Raw genomic sequence first — 23823 nt, forward strand, 5'->3', positions numbered from 1 at the left:
GTGCCAGCCGCGGAAACGGTCGATCATCTCGTCGATGAGTACGCGGCCGTCGCGCTGAACCGCGACTCCGGGTTGTCCGTTTCGAGTGGTCGTTGACAGATCGGCTGTGTCTTGAACGCGCTGAGCAGGCCCTCGCATTTGCCGCTGCGGCATCGGCGGACTGCACGACCTGACCCGACCCGATGGTCTCCGGCTCCGTCCAGGCGCGAGGCTAGAGCGGCCGTCGCCCAGAGCGCGCTGTGATCACTTACCCGATGCGCGAGATCGGGGCGTTGCGTACATCCGCAGGTTCTGTGGCCGCAGTGTCGCGCTGAGGCCAGCGCGTACTTTCTGGTTGGGTTCGTGCTCTAGGCGCCAACGGGTGGCGATGGATGCCAGGGCCAGAATGGCTTCGGTCATGCCGAATGTGTCGCCTATACATTTTCTGGCGCCTGCGGAAAAGGGAAGTAGTGCGTGTCCGGGCGGTTGGGGACGTTGCGGTTCCCAACGGCCGGGATCGAAGGTTTCCGGATCGGTGTAGAGGTCGGGTCTGTGGTGAATGAGGTAGGGGCTGTAGGCGATTGTTGTTCCGGCGGGTAGTAGGTGGCCACCGAGGTTGGTGTCGGTGGTGACTATTCGGGTGAGAAACCATGCGGGAGAGTAGAGCCGGAGCGTTTCCGTGATGATTCGCGCGGTCAGTGAGAGTTGTGGAAGATCCGCGTGGGTCGCTGTTCTGCCGCCGAGGACGGTGTCCGCCTCGGCATGCAGCTGCTGTTCGATCTCGGGGTGCCGGGCGAGCAGGTGCAGCGCCCAGGCAAGCGTGGCGGCGGTGGTCTCCGTGCCGCCGAGCAGGAAGGCTATGAGGGTCCCGCATATCTCGGACGCGTCCATACTCTGACCTAGGTGAGCCGCGGCATGGGTCGAGAGCAGCGCGGAGAGTAGATCGCCGTGGTCGGCGTCGTCGGCGCGGCGCCGGGCGATGATCTGACCGCAGGTCTGGAAGAGCCGGGAGCGGGCGCGCTCCCAGGAACGGGCTTTCGGTATAGGGAGCGGGTCCAGGAACGCGGCCATCAGTGTTCGCCGATAGACCCAGTCGAAGAAGGTTTTTACGTCCTCGATGATCTGTTCGTGTTCAGGTGGGGTCAGTGCGTCCGAGAACAGGGCAGTCACACTGACTGTCGCAGTAATCTTCATCATTTCGGTCGGCACATCAAGCTTTTGTCCGGCGTGCCAGGAGTTGACAATCGAGTCGATGCAGCTACTCATGTTCAGGGCATAGCCGGGCAGTCGGGACGGATGGAACGCAGGTTGGGCGAGGTGGCGTAGTCGGCGGTGCCTGTCGTGGGGGGCGTTGAGGATTGAGTTTCCACCCATGAACTCCCGTGTCCGCTCCCAGATAGGCCCGCCCTTGTCGAATATCTTGTCTCTGACGATCGCTTGTCTGGTCATCTCCGGGGTGCAGATGACAACCATGGGGTGCGAGCCGAGTCGGATACGTACGAGATCTCCGTGCGTGGGCAGTGAGTTCATGAATTTCAGGGGATCGACACATAGCGGAACCAGATGGCCGATCAATGGTAGTGCTCCGGGGGCAGACGGAATCGAGACCGAGTTCTTCACGGCGTCTCCGAACCTAAATATAATTCCACCACCAGCGGATGGATTCAGGTGGTGCGATATGCGGAAAGAGGCGCGTAGGTGAGACATCGTGTATGGCGTTATCGGATAGCCGGCCGGTAGAGATGGGCTGACCGGCGCCATCGAGCGATGCATAGTATCGGGGAAGTCGCCGCTGCCACTCCAAGGTTCCCCTGATCATATTGGACAGGTGCTCGAGGTAATCACGGAGTGCGGGGGTGCCGTCTTTGGCCAGTTTATGTTTGAGTGTGACGAATAGTTCCGTGATTTCCTCGACGAGAGCACAGGCCCGGTAGATCGCTTCTTGCCGAGAGCATCGATTCTCGGTTGCTATTATCCCGACTACATTGGATTCGAGGCTGTGTTCGTCACATTCGCGCGCGTAGGACGGGATGTCTGTGGAAAGGGCGAACAGCAACCCGGTAGCGGCGGTCATCGCCCGTACCTCAGGTGTGTTCCTCGTGACGAAGTCCAAGCAGGTTCTGTCAAGAGTTTCGACAAGGAGGACCAAAGGTGGCCCCCCGCCATCGGGGCCACGGGCGATCATGTGCTCGTCCAAGCTGCGCATATAGTTGCCGGAACGGTCGGAGACACCACAGCTGGCGCCCAGTGCCCACCGGAAATGAGCCATCGAGATCATCGCGGCATGTTCGGCCGGTGTGCGGGCACGCACTCTGGCCATGATATCCGCCAAAGCGGCGGCAAGACCGTCGAAGACATGATCGCCGATCGGTCCGCGCTCCGGATCGATCGCGTACTGCATGAGATTCAATGCCGCGTGGTTATACGCGGTAGGGTCCCTCGTATAGGGGCCGGAATCGCAGTAATAGTCGTCGAACAATAGCGCCCACATCAACCAGTCCGACATGAGCTGCACACCCTCGTCATCGCTCTTGGACCCGTACATGCACGCCAGATCCCCCGTACACATACTCCGAGCCGATTTCAGCAGATCGTCACCGAGTCCCATCTTGCGGAAGAACTCCTCTGAACCGAGCTGAAAAATCAGTCCATCCCCATAAGAAAACAACTCTAACGGACACCAAATAGGCGGGATATCCAGCGCACCTCCTGCGCCACTACCGGTCAGCCGTTCGCGAGTAAACACCTCCTCCAAGAACTCGACCAAATCAGATGAACGAGGAAGGGCAGGCGCATGGGACGAGCTCGCGAGACCACCACGGCGGCCGTTCGACAGGGACGCCGCGCGGCGCATCCGATCGCTGAAGTCATCGGCCGTCCCGCCGCTGGGCCCGCTCGGATAGCTTCCCGCCTGCGAGTCGGGTACAGCAGAACGGTCAGACGACCTCGGTGCAGCGGAGCGAAGCAGACGGCGGCGTGACTGATCGAGGTGGACACTCTCACTCGCGGCGACTTGGTCACCGGCGCCGTCCATTCGCTCGACAGCAGCCGTGGCGTCGATGCCGTCCGACACGGCCGCGAAGTCTTCTGCTCCGGACTCACCCATCTTCGACACTGCTGGGTCGATTCCGAGTAGCCGCCGCACATCCGCGGCGGCAGTGCCGATCCCGGTGAAACCATGGACAACCGGAAGCAACGGTGTAGACATGTGTTCTCCTAAACGATTCCTACGTCGACGTGTTCGAGCATCGCGATAGCGTCGGGCACGAGTACCGCGACAGAGAAGTAGCCGGTCACCAAATAGCTCGCTATAGCGTGGTCATCGACACCCATGAATCGCACTGCGATGCCGTCATCGTATTCGTCGGGCATACCCGTCTGATGGAGCCCGACGACGCCCTGGTCATCGGCACCGGCACGGAATGCGATGATCGAAGTACTTTGGGAGTCTGTAATCGGCATATGCGGGCACGGGAAAAACGGGATGCCAGCCCAAGCCGTTACCGGGCGATCGTGTACGCGGATAACGTCTGGCACGAGCCCACAGCGATTGCACTCGCGACGGAACGCGGAGATGGCTTTCGGATGGCCGAACATATGGCTGGCGTCTCGGCAGATTTCCAGAATCGAATCGATGTCACCGGGAGTCGGCGGCCCAGACCCTGTCGAGATGCGTTGATTATGCTCCACGTTGTGCAGCAAACCGAAATCCCGATTATTGATCAACTCCCACTCGCCACGCTCCCGTATTTCCTCCACGACCAGCCTCAGTTGCTCATCGAATTGGTTCATCGGATCGTTGTACAGGTCCTGAACCCGGGTGTGAACACGCAGAACAGATTGCGCCAAAGACAGTTCGTATTCACGTGGAGCCACTTCGTATTCGACATATGTCTGCGAAATCAGCGGTTCACCTTCGTGCCCGGAGGTGACATCTATGACAGCTTCGCCCTTGGCATTGACACGTAGCGAAGAGTTGGTCATGAACGTAGTTATATGTTGACGGAGGTCCGCATGGTCCTGAAATACGTCCAGGAATTCATCCCACGGGATGACGACGACCGTGGACTCGGTAGTGGCACGGACCGTGGCCGACCAGATCGGCTCATCTTGAAGTAGTGCCTCGTCGCCGAGATGGTCGCCGTCGGTAAGGATCCCCACCAATTGAGGGATGCCGTAGGAATCGGTGACGGTCCGTTCGAGACGGCCATGAACAACCGCAAGAGCAAACCGCACCTCTTGACCCTGTTCTACGATCACTTCACCGCTTGGCACAGCGCGAGGGCGGCACCGGCCCGCGAGCATCCGGAGTACATCGAGATCGCCGTATCCATGCAGTACCGGTATTTCGGTCAAAGACTCCGGTACGACCTGAATATCTCCAGCGGGGGCCTCGACGAAGGCGACGCGGCCGCGGCTACGACGGAGAGTTCGCCGCCGGTTGACCCGGTAGACTCCGCCGACAGCCTCCACCCACGGCAACTGGTCGAGTAGCCATCGGTCGGTGATGCCGGCCATCTGCGGCGCTGTTTTAGTGGTATCGGCCAGAGCGCGTGCCCCGAGAGTACTCAAGGCCTGGGCGTCAGTTCGGGGAATGTAGACCCGATCGCTATCGCGCACCGTTGTCATGGCAGCCTCGCTGTTCTGAGTGTGGATTCATAGCCAGAACCCGGTATATCGGCGGCTTTCGGACCAGGGCGGTCCGGATCGATGGTCAAGATTCCGCTTCGCAGGCCGTTCCATCCGAACCCTGGGCCGTGGTACCGCGTGGTCTCCAGAGACCACCGGAGATTGCCTGAACACAGCGATTCGAGAGCGCTCACATAGATTTGAATCTGAGGAATGTGACAGTAGCGACGACGCAGGACCCCATAGATCCTCGAAAGTTCGGCGTCGACGTCCCGGATCAGCGTGCCGGTGATATCCAAGGCCTCCTGTAGTGGACAGTGGTGCACGTATGCCAAGATGGCTACGACGTTGAACAGGTCGCCGTGGTCGAATTCTTTCCGGAAGGAGAGAAGGTCATTCACCAAAAGGGCATGCATGCACACGGCACGCTGCGCTCGCATTATATCGGGATCGACGTCTACAACCTCGGACAGGTCGATTCCGTGGACATATTCCGCGCACACCACCAGGGGCTGAAATCCAAAACTTAGTTGACGTATCGCAAGGTATCTTTCGAAGTCCGGCAAGATGCCGCGGCCGGTGTACTCGCGCTCGGCAAGTATCCCACGGAAGCAGTTCTCCCATCCATCTCGGTAGCGTCGGAAGACCCGTTTCGACATGTGCCCTTCGACTGTCTGCCAGATGTCGGAGAAAGCGGGTCCGTAGGGATGGCCCGCGGTCCGATCCGAGACGATCTCATTGAATGCCGCATGCTGCCGCAACGCCAGGTCGTCCACCTCGAACATCAAGGAGTTCATGCAGGCAGAGTGCACGACGCGCTGAGGAAGTCCCGCAGGAAATATCAGCGCGTCGAACATAGGATAGCGTCGTTCGAAAAATTGCATCATTGCCGCCGCATCAACGAAAGGCAGTAGTCGACGAGACCAAGCGGCGTGATGTTCATATATCATGGGATATTCCGGATTTATGCGAGATTTGGTGTGGCAAGTCGGTTCCGGAATTCGAAAGGAGCTCGTGCCGCTAGTCGTATGCGCATTTGTGGTCATGGCGCGCTTCCGTTGAAGAAAGCGCCCACGACCGCATCGGCCGAACCATCGAGAGCGGTGGTACCGGTCGTCTGGTATAGACGACGACACTTCGAACAGTCGGCGCCTCGACATCTCCGTCTGGCGATCGCCTGAACCACGACCCTCTCCTTACTCGGCCGCATCAGATTCGGAGCGTAGCTCGAAATATGTCTTCTCCGAGGCCACAGCAATCAGTGATTCGGTTTCCGGCCATACTCACCCTCGCGGCGCGGCGACGCTGACATGTTCCATGATGCCGATCGCGTCTGGCACCAGGATCGCGACCGAGAAGTACGCAGTCACCAAATATGACATGATCGCGTGCGGGTCCACTCCCATGAAGCGCACGTTCAGCCCGGCCTCTACCTGGTCAGGAATTGAGTCCGGTCGCAACCCGACCACCCCCTGCCTGCTCTCGCCGATTCGCATCGCAATGATCGAAGTCAGCTGTGCGTCATTGACCGGAATCTTCGGTAGGGGGAACAATGGCACACCTCGCCATGTCGGTATCTTCCGCCTTCCGACGTCCGTTGTTTCCATGACCAGACCGCGATGGTTACATTCCCGGGCGAAGGCAGCGATGGCCTTGGGATGGGCGAAGAGGAGATCGGTTCCACGCCGCATGGCGAGCAGCTCGTCCATATCGTCCGGAGTCGGCGGACCGGAGTGTGTGGCGCAGCGCTGATCGTAATCCGCGTTATACAGAAGGCCGAACTCGCGGTTGTTGACCATCTCCCATTCCTGCTGTTCACGTATTTCCTCGACTGTCAGCCTGAGCTGCTGCTCTACCTGATTCATCGGCGTGTTGAACAGGTCTGCCACGCGAGTATGGACTCGCAGCACGGTCTGAGCCAACGACAGCTCGTATTCTCGAGGTGACAGCTCGTATTCGACGAATGTACTCGGAATTTCCGGCTCACCCTGATGGCCGGAAGCCAGGTCGATGACGGCCTCACCTTTGGAGTTCACTCGGCGATTTGCCAGCGAGAGTGTAGTGGCGAGGTGCTCGCGCAGACTGGGCGATTGATCGCGCAATTGAAGAAATTCCTGCCATGGCAAGGACATCAACGTCCCAGAAGTGACGGCACGGACGCTGGCAGTCCACAGCGGATCTGTTTGCATGAGCGCCTCCTCACCGAGATGGTCGCCGTCGGTCAACATTCCGAGAAGTTCGGTATCGCCGTAGCTGCCGGTCGTCGTCCGTTCGAGCCGGCCGTGAGCCAGGAGGAATACTTCCTGTACCGGCTGCCCCTCTTCGACGATGACGTCGCCGGGACGGAATTTTCGCGTCACGAACAGCTGCGCCGCTCGATTCAGCACCTCCAAATCCTCATAGCCACGCAAGATCGGTATTTCAGTAAGCGTCTCGGGAACGACCTGGATCTGGTTCGCGCCGGCCTGAACGAACGAGACGCGACCACGTCCGCGGCGCACCGTGAGACGACGATTGACGCGATACGTGCCGCCGGCGACAGAGACCCATGGCAACTGTCGCAACAACCAGCGTGACGTGACCCCAGCCATTTGGGGGGGCGTTTTTGTCGTCGTCGCAAGGTTGCGTGCCGCGCTCGTGCTGAGGGACAGTGGAACTGCCTGCGCTTCGGGGAGGTCAGGCTGCTCGAAAGAAGTGTCAGGCTGCGTGGTCATTTCGGTAGTCTCCTCGAATCATGGATAGGTGTTCTGTGGTCGATTGCCCAGTCACGGACTGCGCGATGGTAGTGACCACTCAATTCTTTCGATGAGTCATGAGTTTGGATAGCGTGTCCAGTTCGGGCGATACGAAGCGCGCCGGAAGACAACTGAAAGCGTTCACTATCAGTCGGTCGACTTCCTTTTGTGCCCACTGCCTTCCGCCCGCTTCCTCGATTAGTTCAGCGGCGAGTGCCACCTCTCGAGCTGATAGCGGACCAGTTCGGCGATAAAGCATTTTCAGTTTCGCTGCGGCTTCAGTGCCCGACTGCATGGCCGCCACAACCGGTAAGGTATAACGCTGCCTGGCCAGGTCCTCAGCGGGTTTGCCAGTGACAGCCGGATCACCCCAGATGCCGATCAGATCGTCGACGATCTGGAATGCCACACCGAGTTCACGCCCGAATCGATCCATCATTGCGACGGTGGCTTCATCGGCATCTGCGCACAAGGCACCCAATGCACACGCGCAGCCCATCAAGGCGGCTGTCTTTCCTCGTGCGATAGCCTCGCAATCCTCGATTGTAGGCAGAGGTTCGGGTGCTGTCCGACAATCCTCATGCTGTGCCCTGCACAATTCGATCACTGTTGATTCCAGTCGGCACAGTGCCGATCCCGCTATCGCGACGGGCAGTTGTGCCGCGAGTACTTGTGCCGCAAGTGCGTGCAGACCATCACCGAGCAGAATCGCGTCCGATACGCCCCACACCGACCATACCGTTGGTCGATTTCGACGCATGGCGTCACAATCCATCACATCGTCGTGAACCAATGTGAAGTTGTGGATCAGTTCCACTGCCACCGCGGCGCTCGACGCCGAGTCGCGCTCGCCCCCGCAGGCGGTGCAGCTGCATACCGCGAGTGCGGGCCGCACGAGTTTTCCCGCACCGCCCCCGCCGCTGAGCTCGCCAGGTGATTCTGACCAACCGAAGTGATACTCGGCCATCTGCTTCAACGGTGCCGGCAACGAGCTCACCGCCCTGCGTAATTTCGGCTCCACGATCGTTCGGACCTGAGTGACGACCGCAGCGGGCCGGCCCGAGGACGAATCCGAGGCAGTGCCGGTAGTCAAATTCATTGAACACCCAACCTGTCGCAATAGATAACGCGGAGATAAGTCGAGAAAGTTCCAGTCGTGTATCGGTAGATCGTCCTTCCACGGGTCGACTATCTTGACGGCTCCTTACCCAAGGCTCCTCCAAACACCGCCGAGTAGCGCCGCGCCCGACGCATGACGGTTATGCGTCCACTACATTGCCGGGCATTCCGGGTTTGCAGCCGACCGCGACAGAAGCCGTCGAACCCCTCGTCCATGCAACGTACCGTCGAGTCTTATATGCGTATAGAGCATTTCCATGATGCGTGGTAGGTACTTCTGTCCCGGTGACGATGAGCGCAGAGTTGGTTGCACAGCTTTGGATCTGTGGAACGGCGGCATCGCCGGTCCACCGAGCAGTCCGACACAGCGATGTCCAGACGACGCAACATCGCCTCTGTGAATGAGAGCGTTTATGGATTTGACCGAGCCCGTCCCTGGCACCTTGATCGGTGCCGGTACCGCATGCGGCAAAGCCATCTTGATCGGCGAGCACACCGTCGTATACGGACTGCCTGCTATCGCGATCCCGTTGGCGTCTTTACATATCAAGGCCACAGCCCATATCTCGACCGCCACCACATCCCGACTCACTATTTCCACACGGCACGCCGACGGCGGAAGAGTTGATGGGTTTTTCACCTGCCGATCCGATGCGTTGTCAGCAGGCTCGGACGGTGCCGTCGTCGCTGTCGTGGCGGCACTGCGCAAATGGGGTCTCCACCACGAAGCGGCAGCGGTGAGACTCACCGGCGACTTACCGCCGGCGCGTGGGTTGGGGGCGAGCGCGGCCTGCGCAACTGCCGCTGTGCGCGCAGTCGCGGACGCGGTCGGCACAACTGTCGGCAGGCGAGCGCTTTACGAACTGGTACAGGTCGGTGAACAGCAAGCGCACGGCCGTGCCAGCGGGATCGACGCCGCAGCGGTGATCGCTGCACAGCCGATCCGATTTCAGGATGGAGCAGCACGTGTACTGCCCGCGCGCTCAGACGCGGTGACAGTGCTCGCCGACACCGGCATGCCGAGTGTTACCCGGCGAGCGGTGGCGGCGGTCCAGTCCATCGTGCACCGCAACCCAGCGCGCGCTCGCGGACTGCTCGACGAGGCCGATTGCCTCATCGATGATGCCCTGGCGGCCCTGGACGCCTCCGACGTCGTGACTTTGGGGGCGCGGATGAATGGCTTCCATTCTCTGCTGATGGAATTCGGCGTCAGCACCGAGGCGCTGAACAGGTTGGTGGACGCTGCTTCGAGAGCCGGGGCACTGGGCGCCAAGCTCACCGGCGGTGGGCTCGGCGGTTGCGTGCTCGCGTTGACCCAACCGCACGATGCCGCAGTGGTGCAGCAGGCGCTGATGTCGGCGGGCGCACGCCGAACATGGACGATACCGTTCGGGGGGCCGTCCTCGTGAAACCAGCGATACGTTCGGTAGCTCATGAAACAGGCTCTGGCACAGCCATTCTCGAAGGCTGCCAGCAGAATCGCCAGCACGCCGGAGTCGATTTCACGCACCGGTGGTTGACGCACTATTCGCTGAAACCTGGTGGAGACAGTGTCGCTGAACCTTCCGGCGCCAGCGGTTTGCAACTGCGGAACAACGAGCGTCACGACCGCGTGGCCCAAGTGGTGGCGATGGCCCACCCCCGGCACAAGACCGGAATCCCATCACAGTCGCTACGGCGACTACCGAACCCCGGAGCCACCCGATGACCGCGCGCGATGAGATCGGTAATCGCAAAGTCGACCACATCCGGTTGGCGATCGACCAACTGGACCACTCAGCGCCCGTCGGCAGCGACTTCGACTCGGCGCGTTTCATCCGCCACGCCCTGGGGTGTTGCTTTTCGGGCTCGCCACCGTCACCCGCCCGACATCCCCGAACGGCCGCACTCGACATCACGAATCGCGGACAGGAGGCTCTACCGTGACCACGCTCCACGCCCCAGTGCCGTTGGTTTGGCAAGGCCCGATTCGTATCACAGGCAACACCGTCCACGACGAGATCGAGGTACCGCTGGCCACCTTCGAAACCCCGTTGTGGGCCTCGGTACGCCGCGGCGCCCGCCTGTCGATGTCGATCGACAGCGGAATACTCGCCACCGTTATCGATGACCGGATGACTCGCTCGGTCCTGCTCGAGGCCGATGACGCGAGCGCCGCACTCGCCGCGGTACGACGCATACACGACCAGTTCACACAGGCCCGCACGGTCGCGGCCGAGGGCAGCCGGCACACCGAGCTGATCGATGTGCACCACCAGATCACGGGAAATCTGCTGTTCCTGCGCTTCGAGTACCGCACCGGCGACGCCGCCGGGCACAACATGACCACCGACGCAGGCGATCGACTCATCGCCTGGCTCTTGGCCACCGTCGAAGGCCTGCGCTATATCTCGGTATCCGGCAACTACTGCACGGACAAGAAGGCGAGCGCAGTCAACGGCATCCTCGGACGGGGCAAGAACGTCGTTACCGAAATCACTGTTCCCGCAAGGCTGGTCGCCCAACGCCTGCACACCACCGCTGCCCGCGTCGCCGACCTCAACGTCCGCAAGAACCTCATCGGGACCGTCCTCGCCGGCGGAATACGCACCGCCAACGCCCATTACGCCAACATGCTCCTGGCCCTCTACCTCGCCACCGGACAGGACGCCGCCAATATCGTCGAAGGCTCACAGGGAATTACTCACGCCGAGAACCGCGGCGGAGACCTGTATTTCTCCTGCACCATGCCCAACCTCATAGTCGGCACCACGGGCAACGGCAAGCAGCTCGGGTTCGCGGAAAACAATCTGGACCGGCTCGGCTGCCGCGACCCCCGCGCCCCGGGTGATAACGCTCGTCGCCTCGCGGTCATCGTCGCCGCGACGGTGCTGTGCGGTGAGCTCTCGCTGATGGCCGCACAAACCAACCCGGGCGAACTGATGCGCGCCCACACCCGACTCGAACGCGCTCCCCACCGAACCGAACCGAGGTAACCGCATGTCCGCCCCATCCATCGGAATCCACGACCTGTCGATCGCCACCACGCACTACGTCATCGACCAGGCCACCCTCGCCCGCTACCATGGCGTCCCGATCGATAAGTACCACCGCGGTCTCGGCCAAGAAGCCATGAGCGTCGCCGCCGCGGACGAGGACATCGTCACACTCGCCGCCACCGCCGCGAGGCCCATCCTCGACCGTCACGGCACCGACAGCATACGAACGGTGTTGCTGGCCACCGAATCCTCTGTCGACCAAGCCAAAGCCGCAGGGCTGTACCTGCACTCGCTGATCGGCCTGCCACACACCTGCCGCGTCGTCGAACTCAAACAAGCCTGCTATTCCGCCACCGCCGCCCTGCAACTCGCCACCGGGCTCATCACCCACGATCCCACCGAACACGTCTTGATCATCGCCACCGACATCGCACGCTACGACCTCGATACACCCGCGGAAGCCACCCAAGGAGCCGCGGCAACTGCCATTCTCGTCACCGCTGACCCTGCACTGGCCGAACTGCATCCCGTCACCGGCATCTACTCCACCGATATCAACGACTTCTGGCGCCCCAACTACCGCACCACCGCGATCGTCGACGGCAAGCTGTCCATCAACGCATACCTCAACGCCATCCACCACGCCTACACCGATTACCGCCACCGCGGCGGTCGCGCCCTCGACGAGTTCGCCGCCTTCTGCTACCACCAGCCATTCACCACCATGGCCTACAAGGCTCACCGGCACCTGCTGCAGGCCCACGACTTCTCCCCCACCACAAGCGATCTCGATCACGCCCTGGCCGCCACCACCCACTACAACCGAATGATCGGCAACAGCTACACCGCCTCGGTCTATCTCGCCCTGGCCTCGCTGCTCGACCACGGCGACGACCTCACCGGCAAACCCATCGCCATGCTCAGCTACGGATCCGGATGCGTCGCCGAGTTCTTCACCGTCACACCGGTCGGCGGCTACCGCACAGCCCTGCGCACCGACACCAACCGCGAAACGATCCACGCGCGCAAACCAATCGACTACCACCGCTACCGCGCGTTGCTCACCGAACCACCCCACACAAAGGGAAACCATGTGCTCCCCCGGACAACCAACGCGCCCTACCGACTCGCCGCAATCGACGACCACACCAGAGTCTACGAAACAGTCCGTCGAGCAGAGACAGCCTGAAACCGACCGGGTAGAGACCCACCGGCCTGGAGTGTTCCCGGTTTTGTGGACTCGGGATCAAGCCGCGATCTGACTGATTTCTCTGTACCCTAACTCGTATTGCCGTGGTGTCAAATAGCCGAGCGCCGAATGCGGACGAACGGTGTTGTAGTAGAACTCAATCCAGTCGAACGTCTCCTTCTGCAGCGACTTCACCGTCGGCCACGGACGAGCGTGTACCAGCTCCTTTTTGTAGGTCGCGAAGAACGATTCCGCGACCGCGTTGTCGAAGCACGATCCCGTCCGGCCGAGGGACCGTAGGACACCATTCTTTGCACAATATTTCGCGAATTCCTTCGAGGTGTACTGGGTTCCGCGATCGCTATGGAAAACAACACCTTTCGCCGGGCGTCGGCGCGCGATGGCCATATCGAGGGCGTCGGTGACCAGCGACGTGCGCATGTGATCAGCGATCGCCCAGCCGACCACGGCCCGATCGTGCAGATCGATCACGGTGGCCAGATACGCCCACCCGGTCCAGGTCTTGACGTAGGTGATGTCACCGCACCAGCGTTGGTTCGGCTGCGCGGCAGTGAAATCACGCCCGATCCGATCCGCGGCGTCCACCGGCTTGGATCCCCGGATCGTGGTGCGCCGGAACGGTTTCGGAAACCGGCCTTGCAGACCGGCCGCCCGCATCAACCGCCACACCCGCTTACGCGAGACCCGCCGCCCGGCCGCCGCCAGCGCCGCGTGCACACGCCGAACACCCGGATTGCCACGCAGTTTCGCGTGGATCGCCTCGATCAGCAGCGTCAGCATGCGATCGTCGCGCTCCCGGTCGCTGCGACCGCGGCCTTTCCACTTGTAGTAGCCCGACCGAGACACGTCCAGTTCCCGGCACATGAACTCGATGTCGAATTCCCCCGACGCAGCCCAGTCCGCGATCGCGGCGAATTTCACCGCTGGTCTTTCGCGAACCAGGTCGCAACTTTTTTTGCGAACGCGACCTGCATCTTCAACTCCGCGTTCTCCGCACGCAACCGTTCCAACTCGGCCTGTTCCGAGTCGGTCAGTCCCTTCTCCCGGTCACCGGAAACCCCGGATTCCTTCGCCCTCTTCACCCATTTCCTCAACGTCATCTCGTGCACGCCGATATTGCGCGCCACCTCGGCCACCGGCCGACCCTGATCCAGGACGAAACCTACCGCCTGGGCCTTGTACTCCTCGGTGAAACTACGCCGCGTCGAACCCAACACCAAACTCCCGTGCTACCAGGCGGCTATCTCCTCCGTGTCCACCGAACCGGGAACGCTCCAGCCTTCTGTCCGTCTGGCGAGATAAAGGCTGCCCCTTGGGATAACTCTCAATATATTGCCCGAAGGAAAGACGACGAAAGCCGTGCCGCATATGCTCAGCATCGGGGTAGCGGACTAGCAGTCAAGGCGTAGCGGGGATCTCGTGCTGTATCGAGGATACTGCATACGGCGAGCCTGCCTCGCGTGGATCACTTTGGAGTGTTCCCGGTTTTGTGGACTCGGGATCAAGCCGCGATCTGACTGATTTCTCTGTACCCTAACTCGTATTGCCGTGGTGTCAAATAGCCGAGCGCCGAATGCGGACGAACGGTGTTGTAGTAGAACTCAATCCAGTCGAACGTCTCCTTCTGCAGCGACTTCACCGTCGGCCACGGACGAGCGTGTACCAGCTCCTTTTTGTAGGTCGCGAAGAACGATTCCGCGACCGCGTTGTCGAAGCACGATCCCGTCCGGCCGAGGGACCGTAGGACACCATTCTTTGCACAATATTTCGCGAATTCCTTCGAGGTGTACTGGGTTCCGCGATCGCTATGGAAAACAACACCTTTCGCCGGGCGTCGGCGCGCGATGGCCATATCGAGGGCGTCGGTGACCAGCGACGTGCGCATGTGATCAGCGATCGCCCAGCCGACCACGGCCCGATCGTGCAGATCGATCACGGTGGCCAGATACGCCCACCCGGTCCAGGTCTTGACGTAGGTGATGTCACCGCACCAGCGTTGGTTCGGCTGCGCGGCAGTGAAATCACGCCCGATCCGATCCGCGGCGTCCACCGGCTTGGATCCCCGGATCGTGGTGCGCCGGAACGGTTTCGGAAACCGGCCTTGCAGACCGGCCGCCCGCATCAACCGCCACACCCGCTTACGCGAGACCCGCCGCCCGGCCGCCGCCAGCGCCGCGTGCACACGCCGAACACCCGGATTGCCACGCAGTTTCGCGTGGATCGCCTCGATCAGCAGCGTCAGCATGCGATCGTCGCGCTCCCGGTCGCTGCGACCGCGGCCTTTCCACTTGTAGTAGCCCGACCGAGACACGTCCAGTTCCCGGCACATGAACTCGATGTCGAATTCCCCCGACGCAGCCCAGTCCGCGATCGCGGCGAATTTCACCGCTGGTCTTTCGCGAACCAGGTCGCAACTTTTTTTGCGAACGCGACCTGCATCTTCAACTCCGCGTTCTCCGCACGCAACCGTTCCAACTCGGCCTGTTCCGAGTCGGTCAGTCCCTTCTCCCGGTCACCGGAAACCCCGGATTCCTTCGCCCTCTTCACCCATTTCCTCAACGTCATCTCGTGCACGCCGATATTGCGCGCCACCTCGGCCACCGGCCGACCCTGATCCAGGACGAAACCTACCGCCTGGGCCTTGTACTCCTCGGTGAAACTACGCCGCGTCGAACCCAACACCAAACTCCCGTGCTACCAGGCGGCTATCTCCTCCGTGTCCACCGAACCGGGAACGCTCCACTTGCGGCTATTAGCGAACGGGAACAAATGAATATGCCGTCAGGCCGGATTCCTGCGCGGACGACGCGACAGTTCCATTCATCCCAACGTGTTTCGGATAACGAGACGTAGGTGCCTCGCGTGATCGGGCGCTTGCTGCGCGTGTAGCTGCCGGACTACGCGGTTCAACTGTTCCTCAGCCCGGACGGAACGGGTTTCGGCGATGATACGCAGGGCATGCCGGGCAACGTCGATCGCTTCGTCAGGCCTTGATGTCCCCGCCAGGGCGACAGCCAGCAGCGCCAAGCCGCGGCCGAGGTCGCGCCGATTCTCCGTCTTCCAAGCAGATATCTGCGGCTCCAGGACCGCTAGGGCTTCATCGGGACGCCCCAATTCGAGGAAGCACTCCGCGGATTCCATTCCGATGTATTCAGGCGTGCAGTAACTCGCCAAGTCGCACTCGCCGCCGTTCGACGACGAAGCTTGCTGCCGGGCCTGTTCGAGAGCTCGAGTAGCGTCCTTTGCGTGGCCGAGGCGGGCGTAACCCTGGGCAAGTTGTCGTAGCGCCGCAGCACGATGGCGAGGAGTGAGGCGGGCGGTCGTATTCAATGCGGTCCGAGCGAGGGCGATGGTGGCATGTGCCTTACCAGCATCAGCGGCAAGGTTGCTCTGCCTCATGGTGACGTACGACAGCAGTTGCCGCTCCCCCGTCTCGCGAGCCAGGTCGGCGGCAATAGTGGTGAACTTGACTGCTGCGCGCAAATCCCCGGCATCTTGGTGCAGCCAGCCTAGAAATTCAGCGAATCGAGCATGAACGACATTTATTCGCTTCTGGGTTTGACCGTAACTGGTACGTCCAAGGCCCTCCACGAACTGCAGTTGCTGGGTCACGAGCGGAACCAAGGATTGCGGACCGGCCAGACTGTCAGTGCGGACGTACGCTTCCAGTGTGGACAGCAGCGAATCGATGATCAGTGTGTCGGCAGCCGAGCTAGTGGGTACCGTGCCGCCGCTGAGCCGCAAAGGGGGCAACGCGGACGGCCTTCCCGGGTTATCGTCGATATCGAACCAGAGCAGCTCAGGCGGAATTCCGAGCGCACGGGCGTAGCGGACCAGTTTGTCAAGATCTCGTACCTTATTGCGGCCGTTCTCGATTCGACTCAGCTGCCCCTGGGTGATGCCCAGCCATCGGGCCAACTGAGCTTGCGAAACCGGGTGCTCGCCATGGTGGGGATGATGCCGCCATGTATTGAGCACCGCGCCGATATCCTTACTCCGCAACGCCGTTCGCAGGCCACTTGTACGCCAGTCCGTGGCACTCAACCGGGGCGGCCTGCCCACCTTCCGACTGCAGGGACCGCACGTCGTTGCTTTATTGTCGCGCGCCAAGCCTGCCCCGCACCGGGGGCAATTCCGGCGTTGCTTGTCCAGCATAACCGTCTCGCTTCCGTCGAAAACCGTTGTGGGGCAGCTATTGTGAACGACCAACTGTGCACGGCCTTCGACCCGGTCAGCGGCATCACGGAACCATCCGAACGGCTCAGGCAGACAGTGTGACGGATTCGTCGAATCCTGCGATGCAGCGTTCAACCTTCAATGATAGTCGAGACCGCTTCGGCCGAGCCACGAATGCCCACTACGCATGAATCCCATTCTGCCGACGCATATCCCAGCTCGCCGAGAAGGACAACGATATACTTTACGTCAGCTCATATCGCCTGCCCGCGAGGGACCCACGGCTCCGTGGCCTGGACACACAGGGAGTGATCACCGTGACCTTCGCATTCTGCACGTCCACCTCACACGATGCATCAGTCCGACGTGCCCGGATCGCGACCCTTCCGGTCGGAAGCTTTGAACAGCACGGCGATCACCTGCCATTGGCGACCGATACGCTGATCGCGTGTGAGATCGCGAGGCGAGTCGCGGCAACCTACGAGCTGTTTCTGCTACCTCCGGTCGCGGTAACGTGCTCGCAAGAACACGCCAAATTTCCTGGCACGGTATCAATCAGAGCGGTGACGCTGGTTGCCGTGGTGGACGATATCGCGCAGTCGCTGAACAGATCAGGCATCCCCAGCCTGATACTGGTAAACGGGCATGGCGGTAACCACGTGCTTGCGAACGTCGTATGCGAGCACAACGCGGCCGGTCGGCCGATGATGTTGTTTCCGACAATGGAGGACTGGTGTTCCGCCCGAATCCACGCGGAGATAGAAACGACCGACCACGACGATATGCACGGCGGCGAACTGGAGACCTCGATCCTGCTCCATGCCTACCCCGAACTTGTCAGCGATAGCTACAAAGAGGCCGACCACGAGGCGCGAGACCGTCCGCATCTACTCATGACCGGAATGGCCGGCTACACCACCAGCGGAATCATCGGCCGCCCGTCCCTCGCTACCGCAGCCAAAGGCCAAGCCGCGCTTGACAGCCTCAATGCATCCTTCGCTTACCATCTAAAGCAACTGACCGGCAAGAGCCTTTAGAGCTCCTATCGGGTTCGGTTGCTGAGTCGTCGCCAGTAGATCAGGGCAGCGGCGAGGTCGAGGAATCCGTGATGGATATCAGTGCGTCGTTCCCATTGGATGGCCAGCCGCCGGTACTGGTGCGGCAGGGCGAAAGTCTGCTCGACGATCCAGCGGCTAGCGGTGGCCTTGTCTCGGGTACCGCGGCGAGTGAGGTTCCAGCTTATATGAATGGCACCGGTTGGGCGTGCTGGATGATCACCAGTCGTAGCCTGCTGGAGGTGCAGAGTCGGGGCTGGCTCGTGAGATTCCTGCCGCCCGATGTGGCTGGCTCGCCGGGGTTCGCGTCCCGGCTCGGCACCGGCCGCGGGTTTGACTCAACACAGGTGCGAGATACACAGGCCGAAAGCCGGAATGTCGCCTGCGGCTTCTTCATCCGAAACGAGTTGAAGGGTAACGCGGTTGATGGTCGTGATCGGGGTTGACCCGCACAAATCCACGCATACAGCGGCGGCGCTGGACAGCGGCGACCACAAGACGCTCGAGACAATCCGCCTCGACGCGACACTGCCGGAGTATCGGCGGCTTCTGTTGTGGTCGAAGCGATTTCAAGAGCGCAGGTGGGCGGCGGAGAACGCGTGGGCTTGGGCCGGCATCTGTCCCAGTGGCTGATGGCCCAGGGCGAGACGGTGACCGACGTGCCAGCAACGGCGACCGCGCGCGTGCGGGAGCTGTCGCGAGGACGCCGGCGCAAGAACGACAAACTCGATGCCGCCGCAGCGGCGAGCGTCGCCGCGTTGCAGGGCGACGCCGTCCCGGTGGAGGCCGAAGGAGCAGCCACCGTACTGCGGATGCTCGACGAGCGCCGCACCAACCTGACCAGGCAACCCACCCGCACCGTCAACCAGCCGCACGCCGTGATGCGTGAACTGCTGCCCGGCGGCGTATCCACCGCTTTGACCGCCAACCAGGCTGCCGACGCCCTGCGTCGAATCCGGCCGGCCTCGCCGGTCGAGCGCGTCCGCAAGGAGCTGGCCCGGGAACTGGTCGCCGAGATCCGGACCCTGGACACCAGGCTGAAGGCCAACCAGCAACGCATGCAGGACACGGTCGTCGAATCCGGCACCAGCCTGCTCGACGTCGTCGGCGTCGGCCCGGTCGTGGCCACTCGCCTGCTGGGCCGCACCGGCCGCGCATCGAGATTCCGCACGTCGGGCGCATTCGCCGTGCATGCCGGTGTCGCGCCGATCCAGATCGCCAGCGCCGACAAGGAGCGGCATCGCCTCTCTCGTGAAGGTGACCGTCAACTCAACAACGCTTTGCACACCATCGCCCTGGTCCAAGTCCGCATGCCCTGCAGTAGAGGCCGGGCGTACTACGACAAGAAGATCGCCGAGGGCAAGAGCCACAGGGAAGCGATGCGATGCCTCAAACGCCGTCTCTGCGACCATGTTTGGCGCATCACGATCGCCGACGAGCGGCTCCAGGCACCTGGGGCGGGTCCCGGAGGACACTCGGGGGCGACTACAGAACCCTGCGCGACCGGTACAACCCCGTGGACCGGCTCTTCGGATAAGTCACTTCCGGAACCCGCCGCACTCCAGACTACGACGATGCCAGTTCCGGCAGCTTGACAAATACAGAGGAACCCCTGAAGTAGTGGACATCCGAAATAGCGGGACCGATTGTCCCTGGAAGGATGTTCCTCATGCCTCGTCCGCGTCGATCGTATTCGCCTGAGTATCGGGTGGAGGCGGCGCATCGGGTGATCGATTCCGGTCCTCCGGTTCGTGATGTCGCTCGCGAGCTGGATGTGCACGAGAACCTGCTGCACAAGTGGGTGCGTGACGAGCGGCGGCGGATGGCTTCGGCTGGGCAGGCTGGCCGTGGTGGAACCCAATACCAAAGGTGCTCAACCACTTTCCGAGGACGAGTGTGCGGAACTGGCCCGGTTGCGGGCCACGGTGACCGCGCAGGCGGCGAAGATGGCCGAACAAGCCAAGGACATCGCCCTTCTGGAAAAGCCTCGGCGTACCTTGCGGCACGGCATCCAAAATGAGCAGGTTCGAGCTCATGGCGGCAGAGTGCGCCGACCACGATGTGTACCGCATGGCCGGATTGCTCGGCGTCTCGACCTCGGGCTACTACCGGTTCCTGCAGGTCCGTGCCGATCCGCAACCCTCACCGCGACTGCAGCGGCGCCTGGGTCTGGAAGTGAAAATTCTTGCCCACCACCGTGCCTCGCGCGGTACCTACGGTTCGCCGCGCATCACCGCCGACCTGCACGCCGAGGGCGAGCGGGTCTCGAAGAACACCGTCGCGGCGATCATGGCCGATCTCGGGATCGAGGGCATCAGCCCGCGTTCGTTCAAGCCCACTACCGTGGTCGATCCGGTGGCCGATTTCCCGCCGGATCTGGTCGGCCACCGATTCGATCGCGGCCGTCCCGATCTCGTCTGGTCTTCGGATATCACCTATCTGGCCTGCGGCGAAGGTGACATGTTCTTGTGCGCCATCCGCGATGAGCATTCCCGACGGGCGCTGGGCTGGGCCGTGGCCGACCATATGCGCGCCGAGCTGGTCATCACCGCTGTCGACCGGGCGGTGTTCGTGCGCGGCGGCCGCTGCCGGTCGACGATCGCTGCACAGCGACCGCGGCGCCCAGGGCGGACTCAATCGATCGTCGCAACGCTCCTGATCATGGAGGGTGTTGGCGGTGGGAGTTGTTCAGCGGTGGAAGACTGTTCGGGAGTATCGGGGGCAGATGCCCTCGCCGGGCCGGCCGACGGTGGCGTGGTGTGAGGATCGGGTCCGGTTCTGGGCCGCGATTGCGCGTGGGGTGATGACCGAGGACGCTGCGGTCGAGGCGGGGGTGTCCTCACCGGTCGGGTTCCGCTGGTTCCGTCATGCTGGCGGGGTGAATCCGCGTTTGCCCCAGTCCGTTTCGGGTCGGTATCTGTCGTCGGCCGAGCGTGAGGACATCGCGTTGTGGCGTGCTCAGGGCGCTGGAGTTCGCGAGATGGCTCGCCGACTCGGACGGAATCCGTCGACGGTCTCGCGGGAATTGCGCCGCAACGCGTCCACTCGTACCTATCGGCTGGATTACAAGGCGTCGACGGCGCAGTGGCATGCCGAGCGCCGCGCCAAACGCCCCAAGACCGCCGAACTGGTCCTCAACGACCGACTGCGAGAATACGTGCAAGACAAGCTGTCCGGGGTCGTGCGAGGCGCTGACGGGCGCGTGGTAGCTGGTCCTGCCGGTCCGGAGTGGAAGGGCCGCAACAAGCCGCATCGTGGCGATCGGGCGTGGGTGACCGCGTGGAGCCCGGAGCAGATCTCCCACCGGCTGAAGTTCGAATTTCCCGACGACGAGTCCATGCGCATCAGCCACGAGGCGATCTACCAGGCGTTGTATGTCGAATCCCGCGGCGGGCTCGACCGTGAACTCGTCGGCTGCCTGCGCAGGGGCCGGGCACTACGAGTCCCGCGCGCACGCGCCAAGCAGAAAGCCTGGGCGCATGTCACCACCGAAACGTTGATCAGGAATCGGCCCGGCGAGGTCGACGATCGGCTGGTTGCCGGGCACTGGGAAGGTGATCTGGTGATCGGGCTGCAGCGTTCGGCGATCGGCACCCTGGTCGAGCGCACCACCCGGTTCACGATGCTGGTTCACCTGCCCCGCGAGGACGGTTACGGCGTCATCGCCCGCGTCAAGAACGGCCCCGCTCTGGCCGGCTACGGCGCGGTGACCATGACCGATGCGCTCACCAGGACGATGCGCCCGCTGCCACCCCCGCTACGCCGGTCGCTGACCTGGGACCGAGGCAAGGAGTTATCCGACCACGCCAGGTTCACCGCCCGCACGGGCGTGCAGATATTCTTCGCCGACCCGAAAAGCCCCTGGCGGCGCGGCACCAACGAGAACACGAATGGTCTTCTACGCCAATACTTTCCGAAAGGCACGGACCTGTCCCGATGGTCCGCGCGCGAGATCGCGGCCATCGCGCACACCCTCAACACCCGACCCCGCAAAACCCTCGGCTGGAAGACACCCGCCGAAGCCTTCACCGAGCAGCTACGATCGCTCCAATAAACCAGTATTGCGACGATCGATTGAGTCCGCCCAGTATCTTAGGGTGTCAGTTCGGTGTCAGACGGGAAGCAGCTGCCGGATGAGCTTCCAGCGTAGTGGGATCACGCCCTCGGTCCGGAAGGCACGCAGCAGCGACACCGCCGCATGGTGGGGAGCCGGGCTGATCGGAATGCCCGCGTCAGCTACCTGCCACGGCAGCGGACTTCGCGGGCTGGGCAGTGCCATCGCCCGCATCCCGAGGGCGCGGGCGTCCATCAGGCCCTCGGCGGAATTGAGCAGCGCCACTACGTTTCCCGCTGCCATGCCCAGCGATTCGAGAGTGATTTCCAGCAGGTCGGCGGGATCGCCGACGACGATGCTGGACACCGGGTCGAACAGGTCGGGCAGCTGATCGGTCAGCGCGGCGACGTAGCCTGCGGGTGCGGTGGTGGCGATCACCACCGGAACATAACCGGCGAGGACTCGCACCAGCGCGTCCGCGTCGTCGATCGCCCGGACTTGCCGTACATGGTCGGTGCCTCGCCACAGGGGCGCGGATTCGATGATCCCGTCGAGATCCATGACGACCGCAGCGATCATGGCGAGCTCCTCACCTCGTATCAGGACTGATCACTGATCAGCGTAGGTGAGGAACGCACCGCGAGGGGTGCGTAGCCGCCGCGCGAGGAGAGATATCTTCCGGGGCCAGCGGTAACCCCCTGGCGAAGCAGGTGACTGCGCGGAGCACGGTCGGCGCCGGAGTGGAGTTGTCCGCCGCGTTCGCCGAAATACTCAACCGCGAAAGCGAAGGTGACGACGTTGAGGTCGGGTTGTGTCCGGGGGCGAGTTTCTGGGGCGGCCGATAGCTCGGGATCGGGATGGCGATACTGCCCGCCACACGGTGGTTCGGCGTGCGGCGCCGGGGACCGGCACGCACGATCGATCTGGTCGAGGGCGTGGGTGTCGTCGGTCCAGGGTGGGAATTCGGGTTGGTTGCGGGTCCAGCGTTGGCGGCGGTCGAGGACCTTGCAGCGCGCGCTGGGTATGCACCACATGGCTTTGTTGATGGGGTGCCGGTGAGGTCGTGGCGGATGAACCAGAGCGTGTCGGCGCCCTTGGCGGTGCCGGCTTTGGTGCTGGCGGCGAATTGGGTGGGCGTAGGTGGACTTCGAAGGCGTAGGAAGGGTCGGGGATGTAGACGTCGGCGCGGGTGTGGGGATTCTCGGGCGAACGCGGAGCCGGGCCCGCGCGTCGTTGGTGATCTGGGCGGACGGTTCCCGGATGATCGTGCGAAGCTCTTCTGCACCCGCAGTGTCCGGTTCGACGCTGAAAGAATGCCCGTGCCGCTGACGGTTTGTCCGAGGTCGTGGTATCGCTGCATAGGCGGGGCACCGCACGGGCCCCCGGGCAGCCTCGACGAGCTCGAACAGGTCAGCCCGGCGGACCGGGGTAGAGCCACGTCCCGACCGCGCCCGGCCACCCTTGATCAACCGGCGACGTCGCCGTGACAGCCGCTTCCGACAATCAGTCCTTGTTGATCACCCTCTTCCGTATTTTCGCAGCTTCCAATAATGTCACCCTTCTCTATTGTTTCTCCACGTCGATTAAGCACTTCCCCACGTTTGGCATGGAACACCGATACTTTCTCGCCCCCTTCGCCTGGCTGACCTTCGCGCGATTTGCACCCAGTAGCGAGCAGGCTGTAAAGCGGTTTGCCATCCACGTTACGTTCTTCAGTCTCCTGAAGACTGACATGCTCACATTCGTAGCTCGTGACGTTTTCCCGCGCTTGTGCAGGTTGCATTATTATTGCGGAGAAGCCCATGATCGAGACAACAACAGCTGCAGTTTTCAACACCTTCACCGCGCAACCCTCCTGATAAGTTCAGCACTTATTCGGAACGATCGA

Annotated in this window: 21 protein-coding genes and 1 pseudogene; 9 read left to right on the plus strand and 13 right to left on the minus strand. The window is 62.2% G+C overall.

Features of this window, described 5'->3' with window-relative positions:
• Positions 1–243: 243 nt before the first annotated feature.
• The 6 genes from F5X71_RS20010 to F5X71_RS20035 all read right to left on the minus strand — a co-directional run bounded on the left by F5X71_RS20010 (position 244) and on the right by F5X71_RS20035 (position 8310).
• The gene (locus F5X71_RS20010) at positions 244–1599 is read right to left on the minus strand and encodes a cytochrome P450 (RefSeq protein WP_238815342.1); all 1356 of its coding nucleotides are present in this window, start codon (positions 1597–1599) and stop codon (positions 244–246) included.
• Positions 1600–1612: 13 nt separating this feature from the next.
• Positions 1613–3187 carry a terpene synthase family protein gene (locus tag F5X71_RS20015; protein WP_167463423.1) on the minus strand — a complete coding sequence of 525 codons (1575 nt, stop codon included), beginning with the start codon at positions 3185–3187 and terminating at the stop codon, positions 1613–1615.
• Between the two features lie 8 nt (positions 3188–3195).
• Positions 3196–4608: a family 2B encapsulin nanocompartment shell protein gene (locus F5X71_RS20020; RefSeq protein WP_167463424.1), complete on the minus strand. Its 1413-nt coding sequence runs from the start codon at positions 4606–4608 to the stop codon at positions 3196–3198.
• Complete coding sequence (locus F5X71_RS20025) at positions 4605–5405, minus strand: terpene synthase family protein (protein ID WP_167463425.1); 801 nt, start codon at positions 5403–5405, stop codon at positions 4605–4607. The genes F5X71_RS20020 and F5X71_RS20025 overlap by 4 nt, the downstream gene beginning before the upstream one ends.
• Positions 5406–5891: 486 nt before the next feature.
• Entirely contained in the window at positions 5892–7322 is a 1431-nt protein-coding gene (locus F5X71_RS20030) for a family 2B encapsulin nanocompartment shell protein (RefSeq protein ID WP_167463426.1), read from the minus strand.
• 79 nt (positions 7323–7401) lie between these two features.
• Positions 7402–8310, minus strand: coding sequence for a polyprenyl synthetase family protein (locus F5X71_RS20035; RefSeq protein ID WP_238815343.1), 909 nt, complete (start codon positions 8308–8310; stop codon positions 7402–7404).
• 565 nt (positions 8311–8875) lie between these two features.
• On the opposite strand from F5X71_RS20035, the gene mvk reads away from it, so the two are divergent.
• From mvk to F5X71_RS20050, 3 genes are all read left to right on the plus strand, one after another.
• Entirely contained in the window at positions 8876–9871 is a 996-nt protein-coding gene (gene mvk / locus F5X71_RS20040) for a mevalonate kinase (protein ID WP_238815344.1), read from the plus strand.
• 513 nt (positions 9872–10384) lie between these two features.
• Positions 10385–11437, plus strand: coding sequence for a hydroxymethylglutaryl-CoA reductase (locus F5X71_RS20045; protein WP_167466587.1), 1053 nt, complete (start codon positions 10385–10387; stop codon positions 11435–11437).
• A gap of 4 nt (positions 11438–11441) precedes the next feature.
• The gene (locus F5X71_RS20050; RefSeq protein ID WP_167463429.1) at positions 11442–12629 is read left to right on the plus strand and encodes a hydroxymethylglutaryl-CoA synthase; all 1188 of its coding nucleotides are present in this window, start codon (positions 11442–11444) and stop codon (positions 12627–12629) included.
• A gap of 57 nt (positions 12630–12686) precedes the next feature.
• Here F5X71_RS20050 and F5X71_RS20055 read toward each other — a convergent pair whose 3' ends face one another.
• The 5 genes from F5X71_RS20055 to F5X71_RS20065 all read right to left on the minus strand — a co-directional run bounded on the left by F5X71_RS20055 (position 12687) and on the right by F5X71_RS20065 (position 16628).
• The gene (locus F5X71_RS20055; RefSeq protein ID WP_203218192.1) at positions 12687–13571 is read right to left on the minus strand and encodes an IS3 family transposase; all 885 of its coding nucleotides are present in this window, start codon (positions 13569–13571) and stop codon (positions 12687–12689) included.
• Positions 13568–13864 (minus strand): transposase, encoded by a 297-nt coding sequence (locus F5X71_RS36650; RefSeq protein WP_203218191.1) that lies wholly within the window; start codon positions 13862–13864, stop codon positions 13568–13570. Before F5X71_RS36650 ends, F5X71_RS20055 begins: the two co-directional genes overlap by 4 nt.
• A gap of 287 nt (positions 13865–14151) precedes the next feature.
• Complete coding sequence (locus tag F5X71_RS20060) at positions 14152–15036, minus strand: IS3 family transposase (protein ID WP_203218192.1); 885 nt, start codon at positions 15034–15036, stop codon at positions 14152–14154.
• Positions 15033–15329, minus strand: coding sequence for a transposase (locus F5X71_RS36655; protein WP_203218191.1), 297 nt, complete (start codon positions 15327–15329; stop codon positions 15033–15035). The genes F5X71_RS20060 and F5X71_RS36655 overlap by 4 nt, the downstream gene beginning before the upstream one ends.
• A 141-nt stretch (positions 15330–15470) precedes the next feature.
• Positions 15471–16628, minus strand: coding sequence for a helix-turn-helix domain-containing protein (locus F5X71_RS20065; RefSeq protein ID WP_167463430.1), 1158 nt, complete (start codon positions 16626–16628; stop codon positions 15471–15473).
• A 515-nt stretch (positions 16629–17143) separates the two neighbouring features.
• On the opposite strand from F5X71_RS20065, the gene F5X71_RS20070 reads away from it, so the two are divergent.
• The 6 genes and pseudogenes from F5X71_RS20070 (at position 17144) to F5X71_RS20095 (ending at position 21935) form a co-directional block, all read left to right on the plus strand.
• Entirely contained in the window at positions 17144–17863 is a 720-nt protein-coding gene (locus F5X71_RS20070; RefSeq protein ID WP_167466588.1) for a creatininase family protein, read from the plus strand.
• Positions 17864–17934: 71 nt separating this feature from the next.
• Positions 17935–18327 (plus strand): hypothetical protein, encoded by a 393-nt coding sequence (locus tag F5X71_RS37760; RefSeq protein WP_167463431.1) that lies wholly within the window; start codon positions 17935–17937, stop codon positions 18325–18327.
• Positions 18308–19323, plus strand: a pseudogene (locus F5X71_RS20080) (IS110 family transposase); the annotation flags it as partial. The gene F5X71_RS37760 and the pseudogene F5X71_RS20080, both read left to right, overlap by 20 nt.
• Before the next feature lie 227 nt (positions 19324–19550).
• A complete protein-coding gene (locus F5X71_RS37765) occupies positions 19551–19901 on the plus strand; it encodes a transposase (RefSeq protein WP_167463432.1) in 351 nt (116 codons plus the stop codon).
• Between the two features lie 50 nt (positions 19902–19951).
• Entirely contained in the window at positions 19952–20644 is a 693-nt protein-coding gene (locus F5X71_RS20090) for an IS3 family transposase (RefSeq protein ID WP_167463433.1), read from the plus strand.
• Entirely contained in the window at positions 20607–21935 is a 1329-nt protein-coding gene (locus tag F5X71_RS20095; RefSeq protein WP_428981381.1) for an IS30 family transposase, read from the plus strand. Before F5X71_RS20090 ends, F5X71_RS20095 begins: the two co-directional genes overlap by 38 nt.
• Positions 21936–21992: 57 nt before the next feature.
• Here F5X71_RS20095 and F5X71_RS20100 read toward each other — a convergent pair whose 3' ends face one another.
• Together F5X71_RS20100 and F5X71_RS20105 are read right to left on the minus strand one after the other, a co-directional pair.
• Positions 21993–22514: a hypothetical protein gene (locus F5X71_RS20100; protein ID WP_167463435.1), complete on the minus strand. Its 522-nt coding sequence runs from the start codon at positions 22512–22514 to the stop codon at positions 21993–21995.
• 886 nt (positions 22515–23400) lie between these two features.
• Positions 23401–23778, minus strand: a complete 378-nt coding sequence (locus tag F5X71_RS20105) for a hypothetical protein (protein ID WP_167463436.1) — start codon at positions 23776–23778, stop codon at positions 23401–23403.
• Positions 23779–23823 lie beyond the last annotated feature (45 nt).

Source organism: Nocardia brasiliensis (assembly GCF_011801125.1).
Lineage (GTDB): Bacteria > Actinomycetota > Actinomycetes > Mycobacteriales > Mycobacteriaceae > Nocardia > Nocardia brasiliensis_C.

Excerpts from the sequence above, each read along its gene's own strand:
- F5X71_RS37765 (WP_167463432.1), top strand. The coding sequence starts at position 19,551 with ATGCCTCGTCCGCGTCGATCGTATTCGCCTGAGTATCGGGTGGAGGCG.
- F5X71_RS20020 (WP_167463424.1), bottom strand. The coding sequence starts at position 4,608 with ATGACAACGGTGCGCGATAGCGATCGGGTCTACATTCCCCGAACTGAC.
- F5X71_RS20090 (WP_167463433.1), top strand. The coding sequence starts at position 19,952 with ATGGCCGGATTGCTCGGCGTCTCGACCTCGGGCTACTACCGGTTCCTG.
- F5X71_RS20050 (WP_167463429.1), top strand. The coding sequence starts at position 11,442 with ATGTCCGCCCCATCCATCGGAATCCACGACCTGTCGATCGCCACCACG.
- F5X71_RS37760 (WP_167463431.1), top strand. The coding sequence starts at position 17,935 with ATGGATATCAGTGCGTCGTTCCCATTGGATGGCCAGCCGCCGGTACTG.
- F5X71_RS20015 (WP_167463423.1), bottom strand. The coding sequence starts at position 3,187 with ATGTCTACACCGTTGCTTCCGGTTGTCCATGGTTTCACCGGGATCGGC.
- F5X71_RS20025 (WP_167463425.1), bottom strand. The coding sequence starts at position 5,405 with ATGAACTCCTTGATGTTCGAGGTGGACGACCTGGCGTTGCGGCAGCAT.
- F5X71_RS20095 (WP_428981381.1), top strand. The coding sequence starts at position 20,607 with ATGCCCTCGCCGGGCCGGCCGACGGTGGCGTGGTGTGAGGATCGGGTC.
- mvk (WP_238815344.1), top strand. The coding sequence starts at position 8,876 with ATGGATTTGACCGAGCCCGTCCCTGGCACCTTGATCGGTGCCGGTACC.
- F5X71_RS20100 (WP_167463435.1), bottom strand. The coding sequence starts at position 22,514 with ATGATCGCTGCGGTCGTCATGGATCTCGACGGGATCATCGAATCCGCG.
- F5X71_RS20035 (WP_238815343.1), bottom strand. The coding sequence starts at position 8,310 with ATGGCCGAGTATCACTTCGGTTGGTCAGAATCACCTGGCGAGCTCAGC.
- F5X71_RS20030 (WP_167463426.1), bottom strand. The coding sequence starts at position 7,322 with ATGACCACGCAGCCTGACACTTCTTTCGAGCAGCCTGACCTCCCCGAA.